This window comes from Leptolyngbya boryana PCC 6306 (assembly GCF_000353285.1).
Taxonomy (GTDB): domain Bacteria; phylum Cyanobacteriota; class Cyanobacteriia; order Leptolyngbyales; family Leptolyngbyaceae; genus Leptolyngbya; species Leptolyngbya boryana.
The window spans coordinates 2,595,484-2,613,223 of the sequence record NZ_KB731324.1; the positions used below are offsets into that span (position 1 = coordinate 2,595,484).

Below are 17,740 nucleotides of genomic sequence, written 5' to 3' on the forward strand. Positions count from 1 at the left end.
TTCGGTCATGATTCTGACCCCGCAGCAGAGATCATCCGTTTGAAGAACACGGTTGACGTAAGAATCGCTTTCCGTCAATCTAACAGAGATGAATTCCCTGGTTTCTGCGGATCTTTTCTTCTGCTTTGTGATAAGAGGCACAATCGTGGCACAGCATCGCTCAAAACGTAGAGAAAAACCGACTCGGATGGATCAATCTTCAACAGGGCTGGACTCTATGACAGACGGAACAGGAAAGAAGCGCCAAGTGAAGCCAAAATCTAGACGAGAACGCGCCCGCAACCCTTTATCCGCAGGAGTAACGAAGCTCATGGAGCATCCTCGGATGGCAGGGGTGCGAAGGTTTTTAGATGTTACCACTCGTCGCCTTGAAGCACTAGACCATAAGATACCTGCACCGATCAAAAATCCGGTGGTACAAAAGCGAGTCGCGATCGGGATTGTCATTTTGGGCGGAGCTGGACTATTCCGATATGCTGCGATTCAAGTCGATCAAAGCTTACCTGACCCGGCTGAATTAAAGACATTTGCTCGTCCCGGAACACTGACCATCCGAGCTTCCGACGGATCAGTTTTACATCAATTGGGTCCCGCAACGCGCGATCAAGTGGCGGTTGATCGGATTCCGAAGCGATTGATCGATGCATTTGTTGCTTCGGAAGACCGTAGATTTTACGACCATAACGGGCTTGATCTTCAGGGAATTGGGCGGGCAGTCTTTCGCAACCTGACTTCGAGAGATGTAGTTGAGGGAGGAAGTACGCTCACTCAGCAACTTTCACGAGTGGTCTTTCTCGATCAAGACGATCGCTCTCTCGGTCGCAAGGTTCGCGAAGCCCTGATTGCTCAGAAACTTGAGCGCACGATCGATAAAAAGCAGATTCTCGAAAAATATCTGAACTTTGTTTATCTTGGCTCTAATGCTTACGGTGTAGCAGATGCAGCGTGGATCTATTTTAGTAAGCGCCTCGATCAGCTAACGCTAGGCGAGATGGCAATGATCGCGGGATTGCCTCCTGCGCCCAGTTTATATTCCCCATTAGTGAGCTTAGAAAAAGCTCAAGAGCGGCGAAATACAGTGCTCGACAAAATGGTGGTGGCTGGTTACATCAGCGAAGCAGAATCTCAGGCAGCCCAGGCTGAGAAATTGGTTGTGAAGCCCAGTATGCCGAAAAATCTTCAAAGTACGTCGCCATACTTCACATATTACGTTCAGCAGCAGCTTGAGAAACTTGTACCGAAAGACGTACTTGCAGCAGGTGGCGTGACCGTTGAGACGACTCTGAATGCGAAGTGGCAAAAAGTTGCAGAGCGATCGATTCGAGAGGCGATCGGCGTAGACGGAAATGCTGAAGGCTTCAAGCAAGCCGCACTCGTTGCTATCGATCCGCGCAATGGTGAAATTCGATCGATGGTCGGTGGATATGACTTCTACAAAGATAGTCAATTCAACCGAGTGACCCAAGCTCAACGGCAACCTGGATCGACATTTAAGCCCTTTGTCTATGCCACTGCCATTGCAACCGGCAAGTCGCCTTATCAATCCTATTTGGATGAGCGTTTTAGCGTCGATGGCTATCAGCCGAAGAACTACAGCAATAAGTATTCTGGCTGGTTGAACATGAAAACGGCACTGACCAATTCAGTGAATGTGATTGCCGTTAAAGTGCTGATCGATGTCGGATTTGAGCCTGTGATCAAACTAGCGCAGGGCATGGGAATTCGATCGAAGATGGAACCCACTTATTCATTAGCGCTAGGCGCATATGAAGTGAATCCATTAGAACTGACCAGTGCGTATGGCGTGTTTGCTGCTCAGGGAAATTATGTTGAACCTCATGCAATTCGCAAAGTGATCGATCGTAAAGGCAAGGTTCTCTATGATGCAAACTACAAACCAAAACGAGTTTTAGATGCAGAAACGGCGGCAATTACGACTTGGATGATGCGTGGAGTCGTTTCAGATGGAACAGCACGGGCAGCCCGACTCGATCGACCCGTGGCAGGAAAAACTGGAACTTCAGAAAACGCGCGTGACCTTTGGTTTATTGGCTATGTCCCACAACTGGTTACAGGTGTATGGCTCGGCAACGACGATAATTCCCCCACTTGGGGAAGCAGTGGAACGGCTGCTTTTACCTGGCATGAATTCATGAAAGAAGCTGTGGCAGGAATGCCGACGCAAAAATTTGCTGAGATTCCAGAGAATTTGGACGATCGCAAAGGCACGATCAAGGCTCAGCCTGTAAAACCGAATCGGCTCCGAGCACTGGGCACAGCTCCAGATTCCCCTGAAGAACAACCTCGTCGTCGATATGAGGAAGCTCCACCCGAACCAACTTACTCAGAACCACGCTATTCTGAGCCAGAGCCTCCTAGATCTGCTCCACCTGAACCTGAAGCTGCTCCACCTGAACCTGAAGCTGCTCCACCTGAACCTGAGGCTGCTCCAGTTGCGCCACCTCCTGCTGATCCTGCTCCCGCCGCTGCTGATCCTCTACCTCCTCCAGGGAATTAGCAGAAAGTACCTAATTCTGTAACAACGGATCGAACTGGCGAAAGATGCCCTGCTATGATGACTTTGTTAGTCTGGATTCCACAGTAGAAAATTTACAGGAGCAGTTTAGATGAATCTTCTATTAGAAGTGGCAACCGAAGTAGCAACAAAGCCTGGAATGCAGTTTCCGACCTCGTTCACGTTAGTTTATGGGGTTGGGTTTGTGGCAGCCGTGACGATTGGGTCAATCGCTTGGTACAACTCGAAACGCCCGGTCGGTTGGGAAGATAAAGAGCGTCCTAATATCGTGCCAGAAGTTGAAAAAGAAGAAACGCCTGGTATTTAGGCTTAAACCAAGCTCTGGATTACGATTCAGAGCTTTTCAATTTTTTGGAGTCCATGCTGATAGAGCTTACGCAGCGCTGAGACAACCTTGGTTTGCAGGGTTGGGACAGGTTCAGATTCGAGAATTTGCAGGCGAGTGAGAAGCTTGGCTTCCTCGCTGTCGATCATGCCATCGGTATAGATAATTTCACTAATGGCTTCGATGAGATGATGGCATTCTTCAGAGGTAGGATGCTCGCCCAGATAGTCTTGTATCCATTGGTAGCATTCCTCTGATCGAACCGCTCGAAGTTCGTGCAGGATAGGTTGAATTTCTGGATCTTTTGCCACTCCTTTTTCGATCGCAATTCGCTGTAAGTACGTTCTTTCTTCCGGCTGAATTTTCCCATCTAACCAAGCGACACCGATCAGAATTTTTACTAAATCTTTGACATCGTTTTTCATATTTGTTTGAGTCGAACCATAAAGAATCCGTCCATATTGTGGCAGTGCGGGAGGACTTTGATCCACCCTTGTTGGGAAGTGAGTGTGATCAAAGCTGGATGCGTAGGGTGTTCGATCGCCCAATTTGGATGCTGATGGAGGAATTTCTCAATCACGGATTCGTTTTCGAGCGGATTCAAGGTGCAAGTTGAGTACACAAGCACGCCTTGAGGTTTTAGCCAACTTGCAGCTTCGGTGAGAATTTCTTGTTGCAGTTGAGCAAGTGCTGTTGCGCTTTCAGGGGTTTGTCGCCAGCGTGCATCGGCATGACGATTCAGCGTTCCTAAGCCTGAACAAGGTGCATCGACTAAAACCCGATCGCATTTCCCTTTCAAACTGGGAACGTCTCGGCTATCACTTGTCAAAATCTGAATCGAAGTGACCCCTAAGCGATCGATGTTTTGCTGAAGCTTTTTCAATCGAGAGGCGGTTTTGTCGATCGCCCACACGGTTCCTTGATCTTGCATCAATTCTGCCAGGTGCAGAGTTTTGCCACCGGGAGCCGCACAAGCGTCTGCAACAATCTCTCCAGGTTGCGGATCGACTAAGTAACTGACGAGCTGAGCACTACTATCTTGAACAATCCACCAGCCTTCTGCATAGCCTGGTAAGTTCTGAATGGCTCCAGCGTTGCTAGGTAATCTCAGTGCATTTGGCACGTTGGGAATGCACTGCGAGTCTGGAATTGCAGATTCAACTTGCTCGATGTTGGTCTTTAAAGTATTCACCCGCAGATCAATCCGAGGGGGTTGATTCATCCATTCACAGAGTTTAGCTGTATCGTCGATTCCAAATTGCTCTAACCAAACTTGAATGATCCAATCGGGATAGCTATGTAGCGTTCCAAGTTGTTCGACTGGATCATCGCAAAGTTTTAATGGGTCAGCGTGAAGAATCAGTTGCGATCGCAGATACTGCCGCAAAATCCCATTGACGACTCCTGTGAGTCCACTCAGCTTATTTTTCTTCGCAAGTTCAACACTCGTATCGACTGCGGCGGATTCAGGAATTTGATTGAGATAGCGTAGTTGATACAGTCCCAATTGCAGAATCAATCTGAGATCAGGGGGTTGATCTTTCTTTTTCGCAAACTGATCAATCAGCGCGTTTAAGGTTCTCTGACGACGAACGGTTCCGTAAACGAGTTCGGTAAACAATCGTCGATCGAGGAGATTCAGATCAGATTGATGCAGCACTTGATCAACTGCAACATCAGCGAAGGCTCCTTTCTGAATCGATCGGAGTGTCGTAAAAGCAAGCTGGCGAGAGGACTGATTCAAAGATCGAGGAAATGCGAGAGTGGCTTATCTAGGATAACAATCGGTTGATCGATTTCAGTTGAAAGTGACATTGCTCAATGTCTCGATCGCTGCAAGAAGCATATAGAGATTCAATCATCGTGAAGCGTTCCGCAGTACGATTAAGAATGCAAAAAGACTTGTTGTGTTTGTGACTATGCCGAAAGCTTACGTAATTGGTTTGGGAAGATCTGGCAATGCTGCCGCCCGACTTCTGAAACGTCAAGGATGGCAAGTCATCATCAGCGATCGTGGGTCTTCCGAATCTCTCCACTCTCAACAGCAAGCCCTGATCGCAGAAGGCATTGAAGTACGGTTAGGGGATAACTTTGACCCTGAATCAGCCCGCCCAGATTTAATCGTAGTCAGTCCCGGTGTGCCCTGGGATATTCCCAGTTTAGTCAAAGCGCGATCGCTCAACATCGAAACTATTGGCGAAATGGAACTCGCTTGGCGATCGCTCAATTCTTCTCCTTGGGTCGCTATCACCGGAACCAATGGCAAAACGACAACTACGGCATTGACTGCAGCAATTTTCCAGAAAGCCGGACTTTATGCTCCTGCTTTTGGCAACATTGGCTATGCCGCCTGCGAAGTTGCATTACTCGACCAAAAACCCGATTGGGCGATCGCGGAAATTAGCAGTTATCAGATCGAATCGGCTCCTTCACTTGCACCTGAAATCGGCATCTGGACAACCTTCACGCCCGATCACCTCGCCCGCCACAAAACCTTAGAAAACTATTACAACATCAAAGCGAGTTTACTCAATCAAACTAAGCAGCAGATCTTTAACGGCGATGACCCCTATCTTCGGAAGATTGGAACAGCCCATGGTTATCCAGTTCAAGAGACTGCCTGTTGGACAAGTGTCAAAGGACGGTCTGAGTTGATTGGAAATCCCGCATTCGGAGCGTATATCGAGAACAATTGGGTCTTTGTCCGAGATGAAAAAATCGTCCAAGCAGATGCGCTAAAAATGCCCGGAGCGCACAATCTACAGAATTTACTAGCTGCTGTTGCAGCCGCACATTTTGCAGGCATTGAGAAGAGTGCGATCGCCGAAGCCGTTGCAGAATTTCCTGGAGTAGAACACCGTTTAGAATTCATCTGCACTTATCAAGGGGTCGATTACATCAACGACAGCAAAGCAACGAACTACGATGCTGCCGAAGTTGGACTCTCTGCCGTCAAAGCTCCAGCAATTCTGATTGCAGGTGGAGAACCGAAAATTGGCGAAGATCAAGCTTGGCTGAATGTCATTCAATCCAATGCTGCCGCAGTGCTATTAATTGGAGAAGCAGCCCCGACCTTTGCGAAGCGCTTAGATGAGATTCGCTACTCGAATTACGAGATTGTCGAAACCATGGATCGCGCGATCTCACGATCACCCCAACTCGCAAAACAACATTCCGCTAAAGTCGTGCTTCTCTCTCCCGCTTGTGCGAGTTTTGACCAGTATCAGAGCTTTGAGCATCGCGGCGATCACTTCCGTCAACTCTGTCTAGAATCCTTCCAATGAAGCCACCTGAAGAATGCCAGAACATGACTGAGATTCGATCTGAGATTGATGCTCTCGATCGACAAGTCATCCAACTTCTTGGTCAACGTTTCGCTTATGTGAAAGCTGCGGCTAAGTTCAAAACCGATGCAACCAGCGTCAAAGCACCAGAACGATTTCAATCGATGCTGCAACAGCGGAGAATTTGGGCAGAAGTAGAAGGATTAAACCCTGATGCGATCGAAAAGCTATACCGAGATCTCGTCAATCACTTCATTCAGGAAGAACTCCAGCAATGGAAAACCCAACACCCAGATTAGTTAATCTCAACCAAAGAAACTTCAGGAATTTCTAAAAGCTTTGGTTCATCCGATTTTGCTATTTCCGAGTTCACATCTTTCTCTAGCTTTGCTCCGATTTCTAAAGGAGCTTCCTGTGGAGCAGGCAACCCATCTAGCGGAGTTGGAGTTGGGACAGGCGCAGAAGCAGAAAGCGGCGTTTTCACCAAACGATCAACTGCCTGTTTGACAAACATCTGCATAAACGGCAATCGTCGATTCTGCTCAAAGACTTTCTCCATAATCTGTTGCAGAATGTCAGGCTTAATCTCTTCTGATGATTCCCCTTCAAAATATTCAATCAACGTTAATCCAGCTAATCTGGTCAAATACGCTGCACTCACGCCCTGAATCAATCCACCTGCGACAAAGGTGATCGCATTCGTTTTCATAATTGCCGCGATCGCTTGTGTAGAAACCTCCACTAGCCCCAATTTCACCATCACACCTGCCATCGTCGCAGCGACAGTCTTCGCTTGTTCTAACGTGAATTTGCGCTGATACAAATTACTCAGATCCATTACCATCTGACCGTTGATAGCAGCAGTTGCTAACAGATCCAATGCTGGAAATGGATTGGCAAATGCTGTACCTGCCACAATCCATTGCGCTTGATCAATTCGGGGCATTGCGCGATCGCGTCGAATTCGATTTAACGCTGATTTCGCTTCTGCCTGAACCGCAGTCACATTGCTAAGAGAACTAGACAAAACAAGTTGCTTCCCTTCCTGGATGAGAATTTGATTTAACCGCTCCAGTAAGGGCAGAATCTGCGGTTCGACTTTCTCCATCCATTCCTTGAATGTGCCGTCTGATCGATGTTGTCGGATTTTCAAAGATTTTGGATTGGTTGCAATTCCAATGACATCTTGTGGGCTGAGAATGCCATCAACTCGTTCACGCAATTGCTCTAAAACGATTTTTTGCTCCTCTGGTAAGTACTGATCCTGTTTGTTGAATACCAAAACTAGCCGTTTACCCACAGAAGTAATTTTTTGAATGGCTTGAAATTCCGTTGCTGTCAAATCACCCGTGGTCATAAATAAAATGACATCTGCCGATCGCGCTAATTTCCACGCATCCCGCTCTGCAATAATTCCGCCTTCCGTTGCCGCAAAGAGTTCAGGTGTATCCTGCAAAATTAGCTTTTGTGAAATGCCTCTTGCCCATTTGATCTCTAGCAAATTCATCAGCATGGTTTTGCCAACTGATTTACCGCCCATCACGGCAAATCGAATTTCATCACGCTTCAGGTCTGCTGTGATGTTTTGAATTTGCGATCGTAGATCAGACAATTGCTGAGCACTGCCATCAATCGATAAATCTTGCGACTCGATCGCGAGCTGATCTAATAATCCTTTCGCTTCAACTAATTCAGTCTGAACTTTATTGAGCGAAACTGGCTCGACTCGAATCTTAGGTGTATCGCTCTGTTGAAATTTTAGAACGACCCAAGCAATTCCACTCCCAATGACAATCGCGGGCAGCCAATCTCCCAAGGTATGCGTCAAATTTTCGAGGAACCAGAGTGAAAGCGTTGCGCCGACACCCCCTAAGATTAACGATCGCTGCCACGAACTAGTCATTCTTAACCCACTCTTGCAAATCTCTGACTCCCAGAATAGATCAAAGTTTCTGCTTTGACTTGTACTCAGAGTCATTTTGTTCAAACCCGTTCGTACTTATAAAATAATTCAGAACCAGATTTGAGAGTTCTAGCGTTGAGCCAAGATTCTACAGCACAAGACTATATTTATGACGTTTTCATTAGTTACCGTCGTAAAGGCCCTTCAGGAGATTGGGTTAGAAATCACTTCTTTCCTCTTCTGGAGGCTTGGTTACCAGAGTCTTTACCCTATGAGCCTAAGATTTTTATCGATAAAACGGAAATTGAAACCGGAACAGATTGGGAATTTGTTCTTGAGCAAGCGCTCAGAACTTCACGCTGTTTAATTCCGATTTGGTCGCCCAGTTATTTTCGATCGACATGGTGTCTTGCAGAATGGCAGAGTATGAGAGCTAGAGAGCAACAATGTGGTTTCAAAACAGCAACGAATCCAAATGGACTAATTTATCCAATCGTGTTTCACGACGGTGAGCATTTTCCGCCCGAAGCAAAAGCAACGCAACAGAAAGATCTCAAAAAATGGAATAGCTCATACCCTTCTTTTATTGAGACTAGAGGTATTGTTGAGTTAGAGCGAGAAGTTCAAGTCATTTGTGCAGAAATTGCGGTCATGTTGGAAACTGCTCCGCTTTGGCAGAATGACTTTCCAGTCGTCACTCCAAATGTCGATTCAACCATAAACGTTCAATTGCCGAGGTTGAAATGAATAAAGGCAATATTGTTACCTTCTACTCATACAAAGGAGGGGTAGGTCGGACTTTCGCCCTAGCTAGTATTGGAGTACTCTTGGCTCAATGGGGATTTAAAGTTCTCTGTATTGACTGGGATCTTGAAGCGCCAGGACTTCATTTATATTTTTCACCATGGATTAAAGACCCTAATCAATCTGGCTTAACAGAATTGATCCAAGCTCATGTAAATGAAGAAAATCCTAGATGGCAGGATTTTGTCACAACCGTTGATCTCCCTGATGCACAACATCCCTTATCGCTTGTCACAGCAGGACTTCAAAATGATTCTTATCTTCAACGGATGCAGCAATTAGATTGGGATGCTCTTTATCAAGCTGAAGATTTAGGAATTTTCTTGGAAGAATTACGTGAAGACTGGAAACAGCAATTTGATTTTGTGTTGATCGATAGCCGTACAGGAATAACGGATATTGGCGGAATTTGCACAATTCAAATGCCAGATTTTTTAGTCTTGTTGTTTACAGCAAATGTCCAAAGCCTTTATGGAGCGATCGACGTTGCCCAACGAGCGAAACGGTTAAGAGACCTTTTGCCTTTCGATCGCTCGAAACTCTTAGTTCTTCCAGTTGTTACTCGGTTTGAATCTAGAGTTGAGTACGAACTGGCACAAGAATGGCTAGAAATTTTCTCAACCCAATTAGCTCCACTATTTGAAGACTGGATTAGCCGAGAAGTTACCACATCTGAATTATTAAACTTTACAAAAATTCCATATGTTCCTTATTGGAGCTTTGGAGAGAAAATCCCAGTCATTGAAGAAGGGACAAAAGATCTAGAAAGTATTGGATTTACCCTTGAAACTCTAGCCGCTCTTTTAGGAGGCGAACTTGGTGAGACAGAACAACTCGTGAAGAATCGTAGTTCTTATATTAATCGCATTCAACAGGTTCAAAACACAGCAATCATCAGCAAGTCTCCACCAAAAAACGACCTCCGTCTCTTTTTTAGTTACTCTCATCGGGATGAAGAGTTAGCAAAAGAACTCATGGTACATCTTCAAGCTCTAAAACGGCGAGGCATTATTGATACATGGCATGATAGAGAAATTACTCCAGGTAGCACATGGCTGCGAGAGATTGACGAACAGATGAATGAAGCTGATCTTATTCTCTTATTGATTAGTCCTTCATTCCTAGCTTCTGACTATCCATATGAGAAAGAAATTGAGCAGGCAATAATGCGTCACCAAAGAGGAGAGGCTGTAGTGATACCTATCATTGTCCGTCCCGTCGATTGGCAAGCATCACCTTTTGCCAACCTACAAGCTTTACCTAGAAATGCTCAACCAATTACAACGTGGTCAGACCAAGATGAGGCGTTTTTAAATATAAGCATGGGTATACGAAAAGCAGCAGAACACTTAATAACAAGAAAGAGCAAAATCTAGATAAAAGCAGGAATTAAAAACTGAAAAAGCCCCCCAGAAATGGGGGGCTTCATTTTGCTCAAATCAGTTAAAGATTAACCGTTGATTGCAGGTGCGCTCATTGCAACAGGTGCAACTTCACCAGCAGCCAAGTCGAGCGGGAAGTTGTGAGCGTTACGCTCGTGCATTACTTCCATACCCAGGTTCGCACGGTTGATTACATCAGACCAGGTGCTCACCACACGACCTTGCGAGTCGATGATCGATTGGTTGAAGTTGAATCCGTTCAGGTTGAACGCCATCGTGGACACGCCCAATGCGGTGAACCAGATGCCGACGACCGGCCATGCACCCAAGAAGAAGTGCAGTGCGCGAGAGTTGTTGAACGATGCGTATTGGAAGATCAACCGTCCGAAGTAGCCGTGTGCTGCAACGATGTTGTAGGTCTCTTCTTCTTGTCCAAACTTGTAACCGTAGTTTTGGCTCTCAACTTCAGTGGTCTCACGTACCAACGAAGAAGTGACCAACGAACCGTGCATTGCCGAGAACAAGCTACCACCGAATACACCAGCTACGCCCAACATGTGGAACGGGTGCATCAAGATGTTGTGCTCTGCTTGGAAGACCAACATGAAGTTGAAGGTTCCAGAGATTCCGAGGGGCATACCGTCGGAGAACGATCCTTGCCCAATCGGGTAGATCAAGAAGACTGCGGTTGCTGCTGCAACAGGTGCAGAGTATGCAACACAGATCCAAGGACGCATGCCGAGACGGTAGGAAAGTTCCCACTCACGTCCCATGTAGCAGAAGACGCCGATCAAGAAGTGGAATACGACGAGTTGGTAAGGACCACCGTTGTACAACCACTCATCTAAGGATGCTGCTTCCCAAATTGGGTAGAAGTGCAAGCCAATTGCGTTCGAGGAAGGAACAACTGCACCAGAGATGATGTTGTTGCCGTAGAGCAAGGAACCTGCAACAGGTTCACGGATGCCGTCGATGTCCACAGGAGGAGCAGCGATGAAGGCAATGATGTAGCAGATGGTTGCAGCCAGCAAGGTGGGGATCATCAATACGCCGAACCAGCCTACATACAGGCGGTTTTCGGTGGAGGTGACCCAGTTGCAGAACTGCGCCCACAGGTTTGCGCTTTCGCGTCTCTGTAAGGTCGTTGTCATGATTCTGTATGAGTGCTTGATTTGTTTGCTCAAAGATTAGATTGAAATTTCAATCTATGAATCTAGATTAAGTGAATCGTTTCATTTTGTAAAGAGGTAAATTAAGTTTTTACTCAGGTTTTGTAACAGAAAGTTCACAAAATCGGCATTGAATCCCTGCAAAGCCTGACACAGAGCTTATTGCGAGGCGTCTCCGATTCTGAGATTTGAGAGTGCCCGCTGCATATCAGTTTCTAAGAAACGATCGATTGCGCCATGAATCCAAGCAAAGGAACGCTGACTGTCTTCACAAATTCGCTCAAATCCTAGAATTCGACGTAACTCTTCGTAAATTGGGTGAACGATTAATGTGTAAAGGTCACAGCTTTCCGGATAATCCTCACGCATCTTAATTAAGGTCTGCTGAGTATCTTCTAAGAGCTGGCAGAGCGATGTGATCGTTAGATACGGTTGATCAATCACCCAAGCCCGAATGTAAATCGAGACGCAGGTCTTATCGCCTGGCTGAGCCATGATGAATGGATCAACTGGATTGTCCGTTGTGAGATAAAAGCTTTTACTCGGTTGCTGAAAGAAGTACTGGTCGGATTCTGCGGCGACTGGATACAGAACACAAGCGGCCACTACATTATGATTATCTGACCGCCGAAGTACCCGCATTCCTTTGCCGTACTGTTGTGACCATAATCTGAGAACTTTAGCAAGCTTAGCCATCGCTGCACCATCTCGAATCATCGGTGCATAGTTTTTGGTGTATAGCGTTGAGATAGTAATTGCGTCAGTTCGAGGATTAAACATATCAGCAAAAAGCTCGACAGGCTCTTCGCTGGGAGGAAGTTCAATTTCAGGAAAGGTACGTATTTTGAGTGCGAGAGAATTCCCGTCATATTGTTTGTCGAGTAATCCTAACGCAGCAAGACGATCGATCATCATTCCCGCCGCACGATCGCTACCTTTTTCCTGATCTCGGTAAAACAGCTCAGCTGCTTCACGATGAGTACAGTTGACTAATCCTTCTGGAGCACGAAGTTCTTTTAAGCGAGTTGGAATACCGCCATGTAATTCTTCTTGCTGTTTCAGCAAGAGATACGCCCAGAGGCGGACAAAATATTCTGCCTTGCGCCGAGTGAGTCCGCCTCGGCGTTGAATCAGAGCGATGTAAGAACGTTGAACCTCGATTGGAAATAAGCGATCGACCAGATCTGGAAGCATGGCAAAGGTGGGGGCTAAAGAGAGTTGATAAAACAACCTGAATGGGTGAAGCGAGATAATGCTTGGATCAGCAATAGTTTAGAGTGCGAGACATTTGCACAAGTGAAATTGCTGGTGCATCGTTAGTCAATCCAAGCAGAGATAGCCCTGCATCAGTTCGGTCATGCAGCGCAAAACTCCTGTTGTTCTTACGATTATGACTAACTGTTTTTCCTCTGGGATGAAAAAGCCCTAAATCTTTAAATTATTTCAGCCTTGTTCACCTTTGTTCGGCATTCTTCGGGGAGCTTCTGTGCGCTCATTGTGACTTCGGACGTACGATGTTCACAATCATGAAATTGCTTGAGGATGTCACATTATGACTGCCCGCCTTTTTTCTGTTTCATCGGATTCTCAGTTTGTATTCACGCCTAATCTGCAAAAGAGATCGTCTCGGCGTTCTCAGAGAAAACAACTCAATACTAATAAGCAGCAGCGATTACGATCGGTTGAATCACCCGATTTCAGTCGTAATTTCATTAGCCAGGATGCACTATGGGCAGTTTTGTTAGATACGATGCCAGTGGGGATGATGGTGCTCACCGATGAATTACAAGTGTTTTACTGCAATGAGTCAGCAAAGCACTTATGTCATCGTTTAGAACCCAATAACTCTATACCAGCGTTAGTTCGTTCGCTCTGTGAACGATTGCTAGCAGAAGGATTTGTCATACCAGACCCCCTCATAATGGAGTATCAAGATGGAGCCAATAAACTCTTTCGATTACAGGTTCGCTGGCTAAATTTAGCTGAACGGACATTCTTTCTCGTTCATTTAGAAGACTGTTTTGCCTTGTTACAGGAAGAATTGACGATCGAACAAGTAAAATACGATTTCACCGAACGAGAAGCCGAAGTTTGGTGTTTGTTGCGGCAAAAGTATTCATATCAAGAGATTGCAGACTTTCTAAAAATCACATTGAATACGGTCAAGACCCACGTTAAGAATATTTATGCAAAACGCAAGAGCATAGGGAACCAACAGCAAATTTGGTATTCCAGATAGACAAATTGAGTCGAGCATCCCGTCAGGGTTGGGTTTCGACTATGCTCAACCCGGCGTATGATGGCTCTATTGCCTGATAGCAAGTCTTCTTGGATCAATGAAAGCGATTACCTATAGTTCGGCTTACACGATTGTTCCAACCTACGAATGTTTTAATCGCTGTACGTATTGCAATTTTCGTACTGATCCGGGTCAGGATGAATGGATGAGTTTGGCACAAGCCGAGCATATTTTGCAACGATTAGACCATGTTGTCGAACTACTAATCTTGAGCGGCGAAGTCCATCCAAACAGTGCAAGACGCGCTTCTTGGTTCGATCGCATTTTCGATCTTTGCAAATTAGCGCTATCGATGGGATTTCTCCCGCATACCAATGCGGGAATTCTCAGCTTTGATGAGATGGCAAAGCTAAAAACCGTCAATGTTTCAATGGGGCTAATGCTAGAACAAATGACCCCAACCTTACTCGAATCTGTCCATCGCCATGCACCGAGCAAATTACCTGAGGTGAGATTGCAGCAGTTAGCCTGGGCTGGTGAATTGCAGATTCCGTTCACAACTGGGTTATTACTCGGGATTGGGGAGAGTGAACGCGATCGCATTGAGACATTAGTCGCGATCGCGAACATTCACGAACAATACAAGCACATTCAAGAAGTCATTCTCCAGCCTTACAGTCCTGGACAAAAAGAGAGCCTTTCTCAAGCTGCTTTTCAGCCTAGGCAGCTCATTCAACTGATTAAAATTGCACGATCGATCTTGCCAGATACAATTTCAATTCAGATTCCACCGAACTTGGTCGCAGAGGATTTGATTGCCTGCTTAGACGCAGGTGCGCAGGATTTGGGTGGGATTAGCCCGCATGATGAAGTTAATCCCGATTATCCGCATCCTAAAGTTGAGGCGCTGAGACAACAGCTTGAGCCGCAGAGCTATCACTTAGTGCAGCGCCTGCCCATCTATCCGCAGTACGATCGCTGGTTAGCTGACGACCTCAGAGCCGCAGTTGAGCATCATAGAACGGCTGGACTTGAAACCTCTAAGAACTCAGTCACATACCGCAAATAAGTTGTTGGGTCTTCCAACATCGGGAAATGAGCCGTGTTCGGAATCACAACATGCTGAATGTGGTCGCTTAATGCTGCCGCCTGTCTGCCCATTTCAGCCGGAATAATTTTGTCGTATTCTCCTGAGATTAACAACGTTGGAACGGTAATTCGAGAGAACTCCCCTGGCATTGTCTCCGCTGCTTCTTGACTCACCGCAGAAAACATCGTTCCGAGTGCAGCAGGTTCGTCTGCCATTAAGAAATCGTCTAGAAATGCTCGGCTCATTTCCCTGGGCACAGACTGATGGAGAAAGCGCTGCATAAAGAGTCGATCAGTGAAAGGCAAACTATAGAGCCACGGATAGCGAAATTTCACAACGTAGCCGCCAAATTTATGAAATGCTTTGAACGCTTTTTCTTGGTATTCAAAAATGCCGCTACAGGTGAGAATTGCTCGATCGACGAATTCCGCATACCGATTCAGGAATAAAACGGCGATTGACGAGCCGGTCGAATGCGCATTCAGACTCACTTTCTGAAGCCGCAGTGCCACGAGTAATCCTGCTAAATCTCGAACATAGATATCTAGTTCATACGTTGATTCAGGCGCATCGTCCATTCTCGATCGCCCAAATCCGCGCATATCGTATAGCAAACAATCGAAATGCGGACAGAGCGATCGAGCCGTACTTTCCCAATAGCGCGCCGACCCTCCCCAACCATGCACAAAAACTAAAACAGGCTTACCGCTCGGCTGATTTCCCGATTCAGTAAGCCATTCGTAGTAGTGATTAAAACCGTTTACAGAGATGTAAGCCATGAGCGGATTGAAACATGTCCAGAACTTAGGGTAGCACTGGAATTTCAATCCGCTAAGAAGCTTTAGGCTGATTCCGGTTTTGGTAAAGAAGATGGGTGTAGCAGCAATTCAGCCGTCGATCGTTTCTCAACCATTTCGCGAGTAATCGTGCAGCGAGTCACATCTTTACGCGAAGGCAACTCGTACATAATGTCGAGCATCATTTCTTCGACAATGCTGCGAAGTGCCCGTGCTCCTGTCTTCCGGCGATATGCCTCTTGAGCGATCGCGGTCACCGCATCCGGCTTAAATTCAAGCTGCACATTGTCCATCTTCAGCAATTTCTGGAACTGCTTGACCAGCGCGTTCTTCGGCTCGGTGAGAATCTCAGACAGTGCTTTCTCATCGAGTGGATCAACGACTGCCATCACGGGAATACGACCGATGAATTCAGGAATCAACCCAAATTTCACCAAATCATCTGGCTCTAAATGCTGAAGCACATCAGCGGTTCGCTTCTCTTTCGATTGTTCGCCCGCTTGGACAAAGCCCATCGATCGCTTGCCTAAGCGTTGCTCAACCGCTTTATCCAATCCAACAAATGCACCACCGCAAATGAACAAGATATTGCTGGTGTCGATTTGAATGCAGTCTTGATACGGATGTTTGCGACCGCCTTGCGGAGGAACATTCGCGATCGTGCCTTCCAACATCTTCAGCAGAGCTTGCTGAACCCCTTCGCCTGAAACATCACGAGTAATCGAGGGATTTTCGCTCTTGCGGGCAATCTTATCAATTTCGTCAATGTAGATAATGCCGCGTTGCGCTTCTTCAACATCGAGATCCGCAACTTGTAGAAGACGCAGCAAAATGTTTTCAACATCTTCGCCGACATAACCTGCTTCGGTTAGGGTCGTCGCGTCAGCAACCGCAAACGGTACATCTAAAATCTCAGCCAAGGTCTGAGCCAAGAGCGTTTTACCGCACCCCGTCGGACCAATCAGCAAAATATTTGACTTCTGCAACTCAACCGAATCATCAGGCGATGACTTACCGCTATTTTTCGCTTGTAAAAAGCTCAAGCGTTTGTAATGGTTGTAGACCGCGACCGAGAGCACTTTTTTCGCCTCGTCTTGACCGATCACATGCTCATCCAGATATTTCTTGATCTCGCGGGGTTTCGGCAACTGATTGAGAGAGATATTGGCTGAGCGCGATCGACGTTTTTCAGGCGCTTGTTCTCGGCGCGGCACAGGTTGTGGAGCAGCGCTGGAGTCAAACAACTCCTCATCTAAAATCTCGTTACACAAATCCACGCATTCATCGCATATGTAAACCCCAGGTCCAGCGATTAGCTTGCGGACTTGCTCCTGAGACTTGCCACAAAAAGAACATTTCAGATGGGAGTCGTACTTTGACATAGCTGCCTCTTATCTTGCTGCGGCGACAGGTTCTCCAGCTTTGGGAAGGTTCTGCCGGGAAATCACTTGGTCAATTAAGCCATATTGCTTTGCTTCGTCAGCAGACATAAAGAAGTCGCGCTCCGTGTCTGCTTCAATGCGCTCAAGCGGCTGTCCGGTATGTTGAGCTAAAAGCTCATTGAGCTTGCGCTTATGATAAAGGATTTCTTTCGCCTGGATCTCGATATCCACTGCTTGCCCTTGAGCACCGCCGAGCGGCTGGTGAATCATGATGCGAGAACTGGGCAAAGACATCCGCTTACCGGGTGTTCCACCTGAGAGGAGAAACGCTCCCATACTAGCAGCAAGCCCAAAACAAATGGTCACAACATCACAGCTAACTTGCTGCATGGTGTCATAGATTGCCATTCCTGCCGTGACTGACCCGCCCGGAGAATTGATATAGATCTGAATGTCTTTTTCAGGATCTTCCGCTTCGAGAAACAGCAATTGCGCGACTAGAGAATCCGCAACGCTATCGTCGATCGCGCTTCCTAAAAAGATAATGCGCTCCCGCAACAGACGGGAGTAGATGTCGAAGGCACGCTCACCGCGCCCAGACTGCTCCACCACCATCGGAACGACGTTAGTTGGGGCAGCTTTAGAGACGACATCCAGCGTGCTGAGATTTTGAATTGCGTAGTCGAAAGACTGAGAGTTATACATGAGGCAGGCGGCTTACGTTCCACAAGTTCAATTCTAGCCAACAAACGCGAAGTTATCCGGCACACATCCGAATGCTTACAGATTTGTGGATGGACTTTAGATCTCGACAAAATTGAATTCCGGT

At 46.6% G+C, this 17,740-nt stretch carries 16 protein-coding genes; 8 read left to right on the forward strand and 8 right to left on the reverse strand.

Going from position 1 to position 17,740, the window contains the following annotated elements:
- Window positions 1-145 precede the first annotated feature (145 nt).
- Together LEPBO_RS37010 and psb35 are read left to right on the forward strand one after the other, a co-directional pair.
- The gene (locus LEPBO_RS37010; protein ID WP_197693269.1) at window positions 146-2,518 is read left to right on the forward strand and encodes a transglycosylase domain-containing protein; all 2,373 of its coding nucleotides are present in this window, start codon (window positions 146-148) and stop codon (window positions 2,516-2,518) included.
- A 109-nt stretch (window positions 2,519-2,627) separates the two neighbouring features.
- The gene (psb35, locus tag LEPBO_RS0113015; RefSeq protein WP_017288012.1) at window positions 2,628-2,843 is read left to right on the forward strand and encodes a photosystem II assembly protein Psb35; all 216 of its coding nucleotides are present in this window, start codon (window positions 2,628-2,630) and stop codon (window positions 2,841-2,843) included.
- Window positions 2,844-2,869: 26 nt separating this feature from the next.
- Here psb35 and LEPBO_RS0113020 read toward each other — a convergent pair whose 3' ends face one another.
- Complete coding sequence (locus LEPBO_RS0113020; protein WP_017288013.1) at window positions 2,870-3,286, reverse strand: tellurite resistance TerB family protein; 417 nt, start codon at window positions 3,284-3,286, stop codon at window positions 2,870-2,872.
- Window positions 3,283-4,605, reverse strand: a complete 1,323-nt coding sequence (locus LEPBO_RS0113025) for a 16S rRNA (cytosine(967)-C(5))-methyltransferase (RefSeq protein ID WP_017288014.1) — start codon at window positions 4,603-4,605, stop codon at window positions 3,283-3,285. Before LEPBO_RS0113025 ends, LEPBO_RS0113020 begins: the two co-directional genes overlap by 4 nt.
- 175 nt (window positions 4,606-4,780) lie before the next feature.
- Here LEPBO_RS0113025 and murD point away from each other — a divergent pair, with 175 nt between their 5' ends.
- Entirely contained in the window at window positions 4,781-6,145 is a 1,365-nt protein-coding gene (gene murD, locus LEPBO_RS0113030) for a UDP-N-acetylmuramoyl-L-alanine--D-glutamate ligase (RefSeq protein ID WP_017288015.1), read from the forward strand.
- Window positions 6,142-6,444, forward strand: a complete 303-nt coding sequence (locus tag LEPBO_RS0113035; protein WP_017288016.1) for an isochorismate lyase — start codon at window positions 6,142-6,144, stop codon at window positions 6,442-6,444. The genes murD and LEPBO_RS0113035 overlap by 4 nt, the downstream gene beginning before the upstream one ends.
- On the opposite strand, the gene LEPBO_RS37015 is transcribed toward LEPBO_RS0113035, so the two are convergent.
- On the reverse strand, window positions 6,441-8,048 hold the full coding sequence (locus LEPBO_RS37015) for a slr1306 family protein (protein WP_017288017.1): 1,608 nt from the start codon (window positions 8,046-8,048) through the stop codon (window positions 6,441-6,443). The two genes, LEPBO_RS0113035 and LEPBO_RS37015, sit on opposite strands and share 4 nt — an antisense overlap.
- Window positions 8,049-8,183: 135 nt before the next feature.
- On the opposite strand from LEPBO_RS37015, the gene LEPBO_RS0113045 reads away from it, so the two are divergent.
- Together LEPBO_RS0113045 and LEPBO_RS37020 are read left to right on the forward strand one after the other, a co-directional pair.
- Window positions 8,184-8,795, forward strand: coding sequence for a toll/interleukin-1 receptor domain-containing protein (locus tag LEPBO_RS0113045; protein WP_026148613.1), 612 nt, complete (start codon window positions 8,184-8,186; stop codon window positions 8,793-8,795).
- Entirely contained in the window at window positions 8,792-10,228 is a 1,437-nt protein-coding gene (locus LEPBO_RS37020; RefSeq protein WP_017288019.1) for a KGGVGR-motif variant AAA ATPase, read from the forward strand. Before LEPBO_RS0113045 ends, LEPBO_RS37020 begins: the two co-directional genes overlap by 4 nt.
- Before the next feature lie 74 nt (window positions 10,229-10,302).
- Here LEPBO_RS37020 and psbA read toward each other — a convergent pair whose 3' ends face one another.
- Window positions 10,303-11,385 (reverse strand): photosystem II q(b) protein, encoded by a 1,083-nt coding sequence (psbA, locus tag LEPBO_RS0113060; protein WP_017288020.1) that lies wholly within the window; start codon window positions 11,383-11,385, stop codon window positions 10,303-10,305.
- Between the two features lie 177 nt (window positions 11,386-11,562).
- Window positions 11,563-12,597 (reverse strand): hypothetical protein, encoded by a 1,035-nt coding sequence (locus LEPBO_RS0113065; RefSeq protein WP_017288021.1) that lies wholly within the window; start codon window positions 12,595-12,597, stop codon window positions 11,563-11,565.
- A gap of 358 nt (window positions 12,598-12,955) precedes the next feature.
- On the opposite strand from LEPBO_RS0113065, the gene LEPBO_RS37030 reads away from it, so the two are divergent.
- Together LEPBO_RS37030 and cofG are read left to right on the forward strand one after the other, a co-directional pair.
- On the forward strand, window positions 12,956-13,642 hold the full coding sequence (locus LEPBO_RS37030) for a helix-turn-helix transcriptional regulator (RefSeq protein WP_017288022.1): 687 nt from the start codon (window positions 12,956-12,958) through the stop codon (window positions 13,640-13,642).
- Between the two features lie 97 nt (window positions 13,643-13,739).
- Window positions 13,740-14,711, forward strand: coding sequence for a 7,8-didemethyl-8-hydroxy-5-deazariboflavin synthase subunit CofG (cofG, locus tag LEPBO_RS37035; RefSeq protein ID WP_017288023.1), 972 nt, complete (start codon window positions 13,740-13,742; stop codon window positions 14,709-14,711).
- On the opposite strand, the gene LEPBO_RS0113080 is transcribed toward cofG, so the two are convergent.
- From LEPBO_RS0113080 to clpP, 3 genes are all read right to left on the reverse strand, one after another.
- Window positions 14,657-15,511 (reverse strand): alpha/beta fold hydrolase, encoded by an 855-nt coding sequence (locus tag LEPBO_RS0113080; RefSeq protein WP_017288024.1) that lies wholly within the window; start codon window positions 15,509-15,511, stop codon window positions 14,657-14,659. The two genes, cofG and LEPBO_RS0113080, sit on opposite strands and share 55 nt — an antisense overlap.
- Before the next feature lie 62 nt (window positions 15,512-15,573).
- Complete coding sequence (gene clpX, locus LEPBO_RS0113085) at window positions 15,574-16,911, reverse strand: ATP-dependent protease ATP-binding subunit ClpX (RefSeq protein WP_026148614.1); 1,338 nt, start codon at window positions 16,909-16,911, stop codon at window positions 15,574-15,576.
- 9 nt (window positions 16,912-16,920) lie between these two features.
- On the reverse strand, window positions 16,921-17,616 hold the full coding sequence (gene clpP, locus LEPBO_RS0113090; RefSeq protein ID WP_017288026.1) for an ATP-dependent Clp endopeptidase proteolytic subunit ClpP: 696 nt from the start codon (window positions 17,614-17,616) through the stop codon (window positions 16,921-16,923).
- Between the last annotated feature and the right edge of the window lie 124 nt (window positions 17,617-17,740).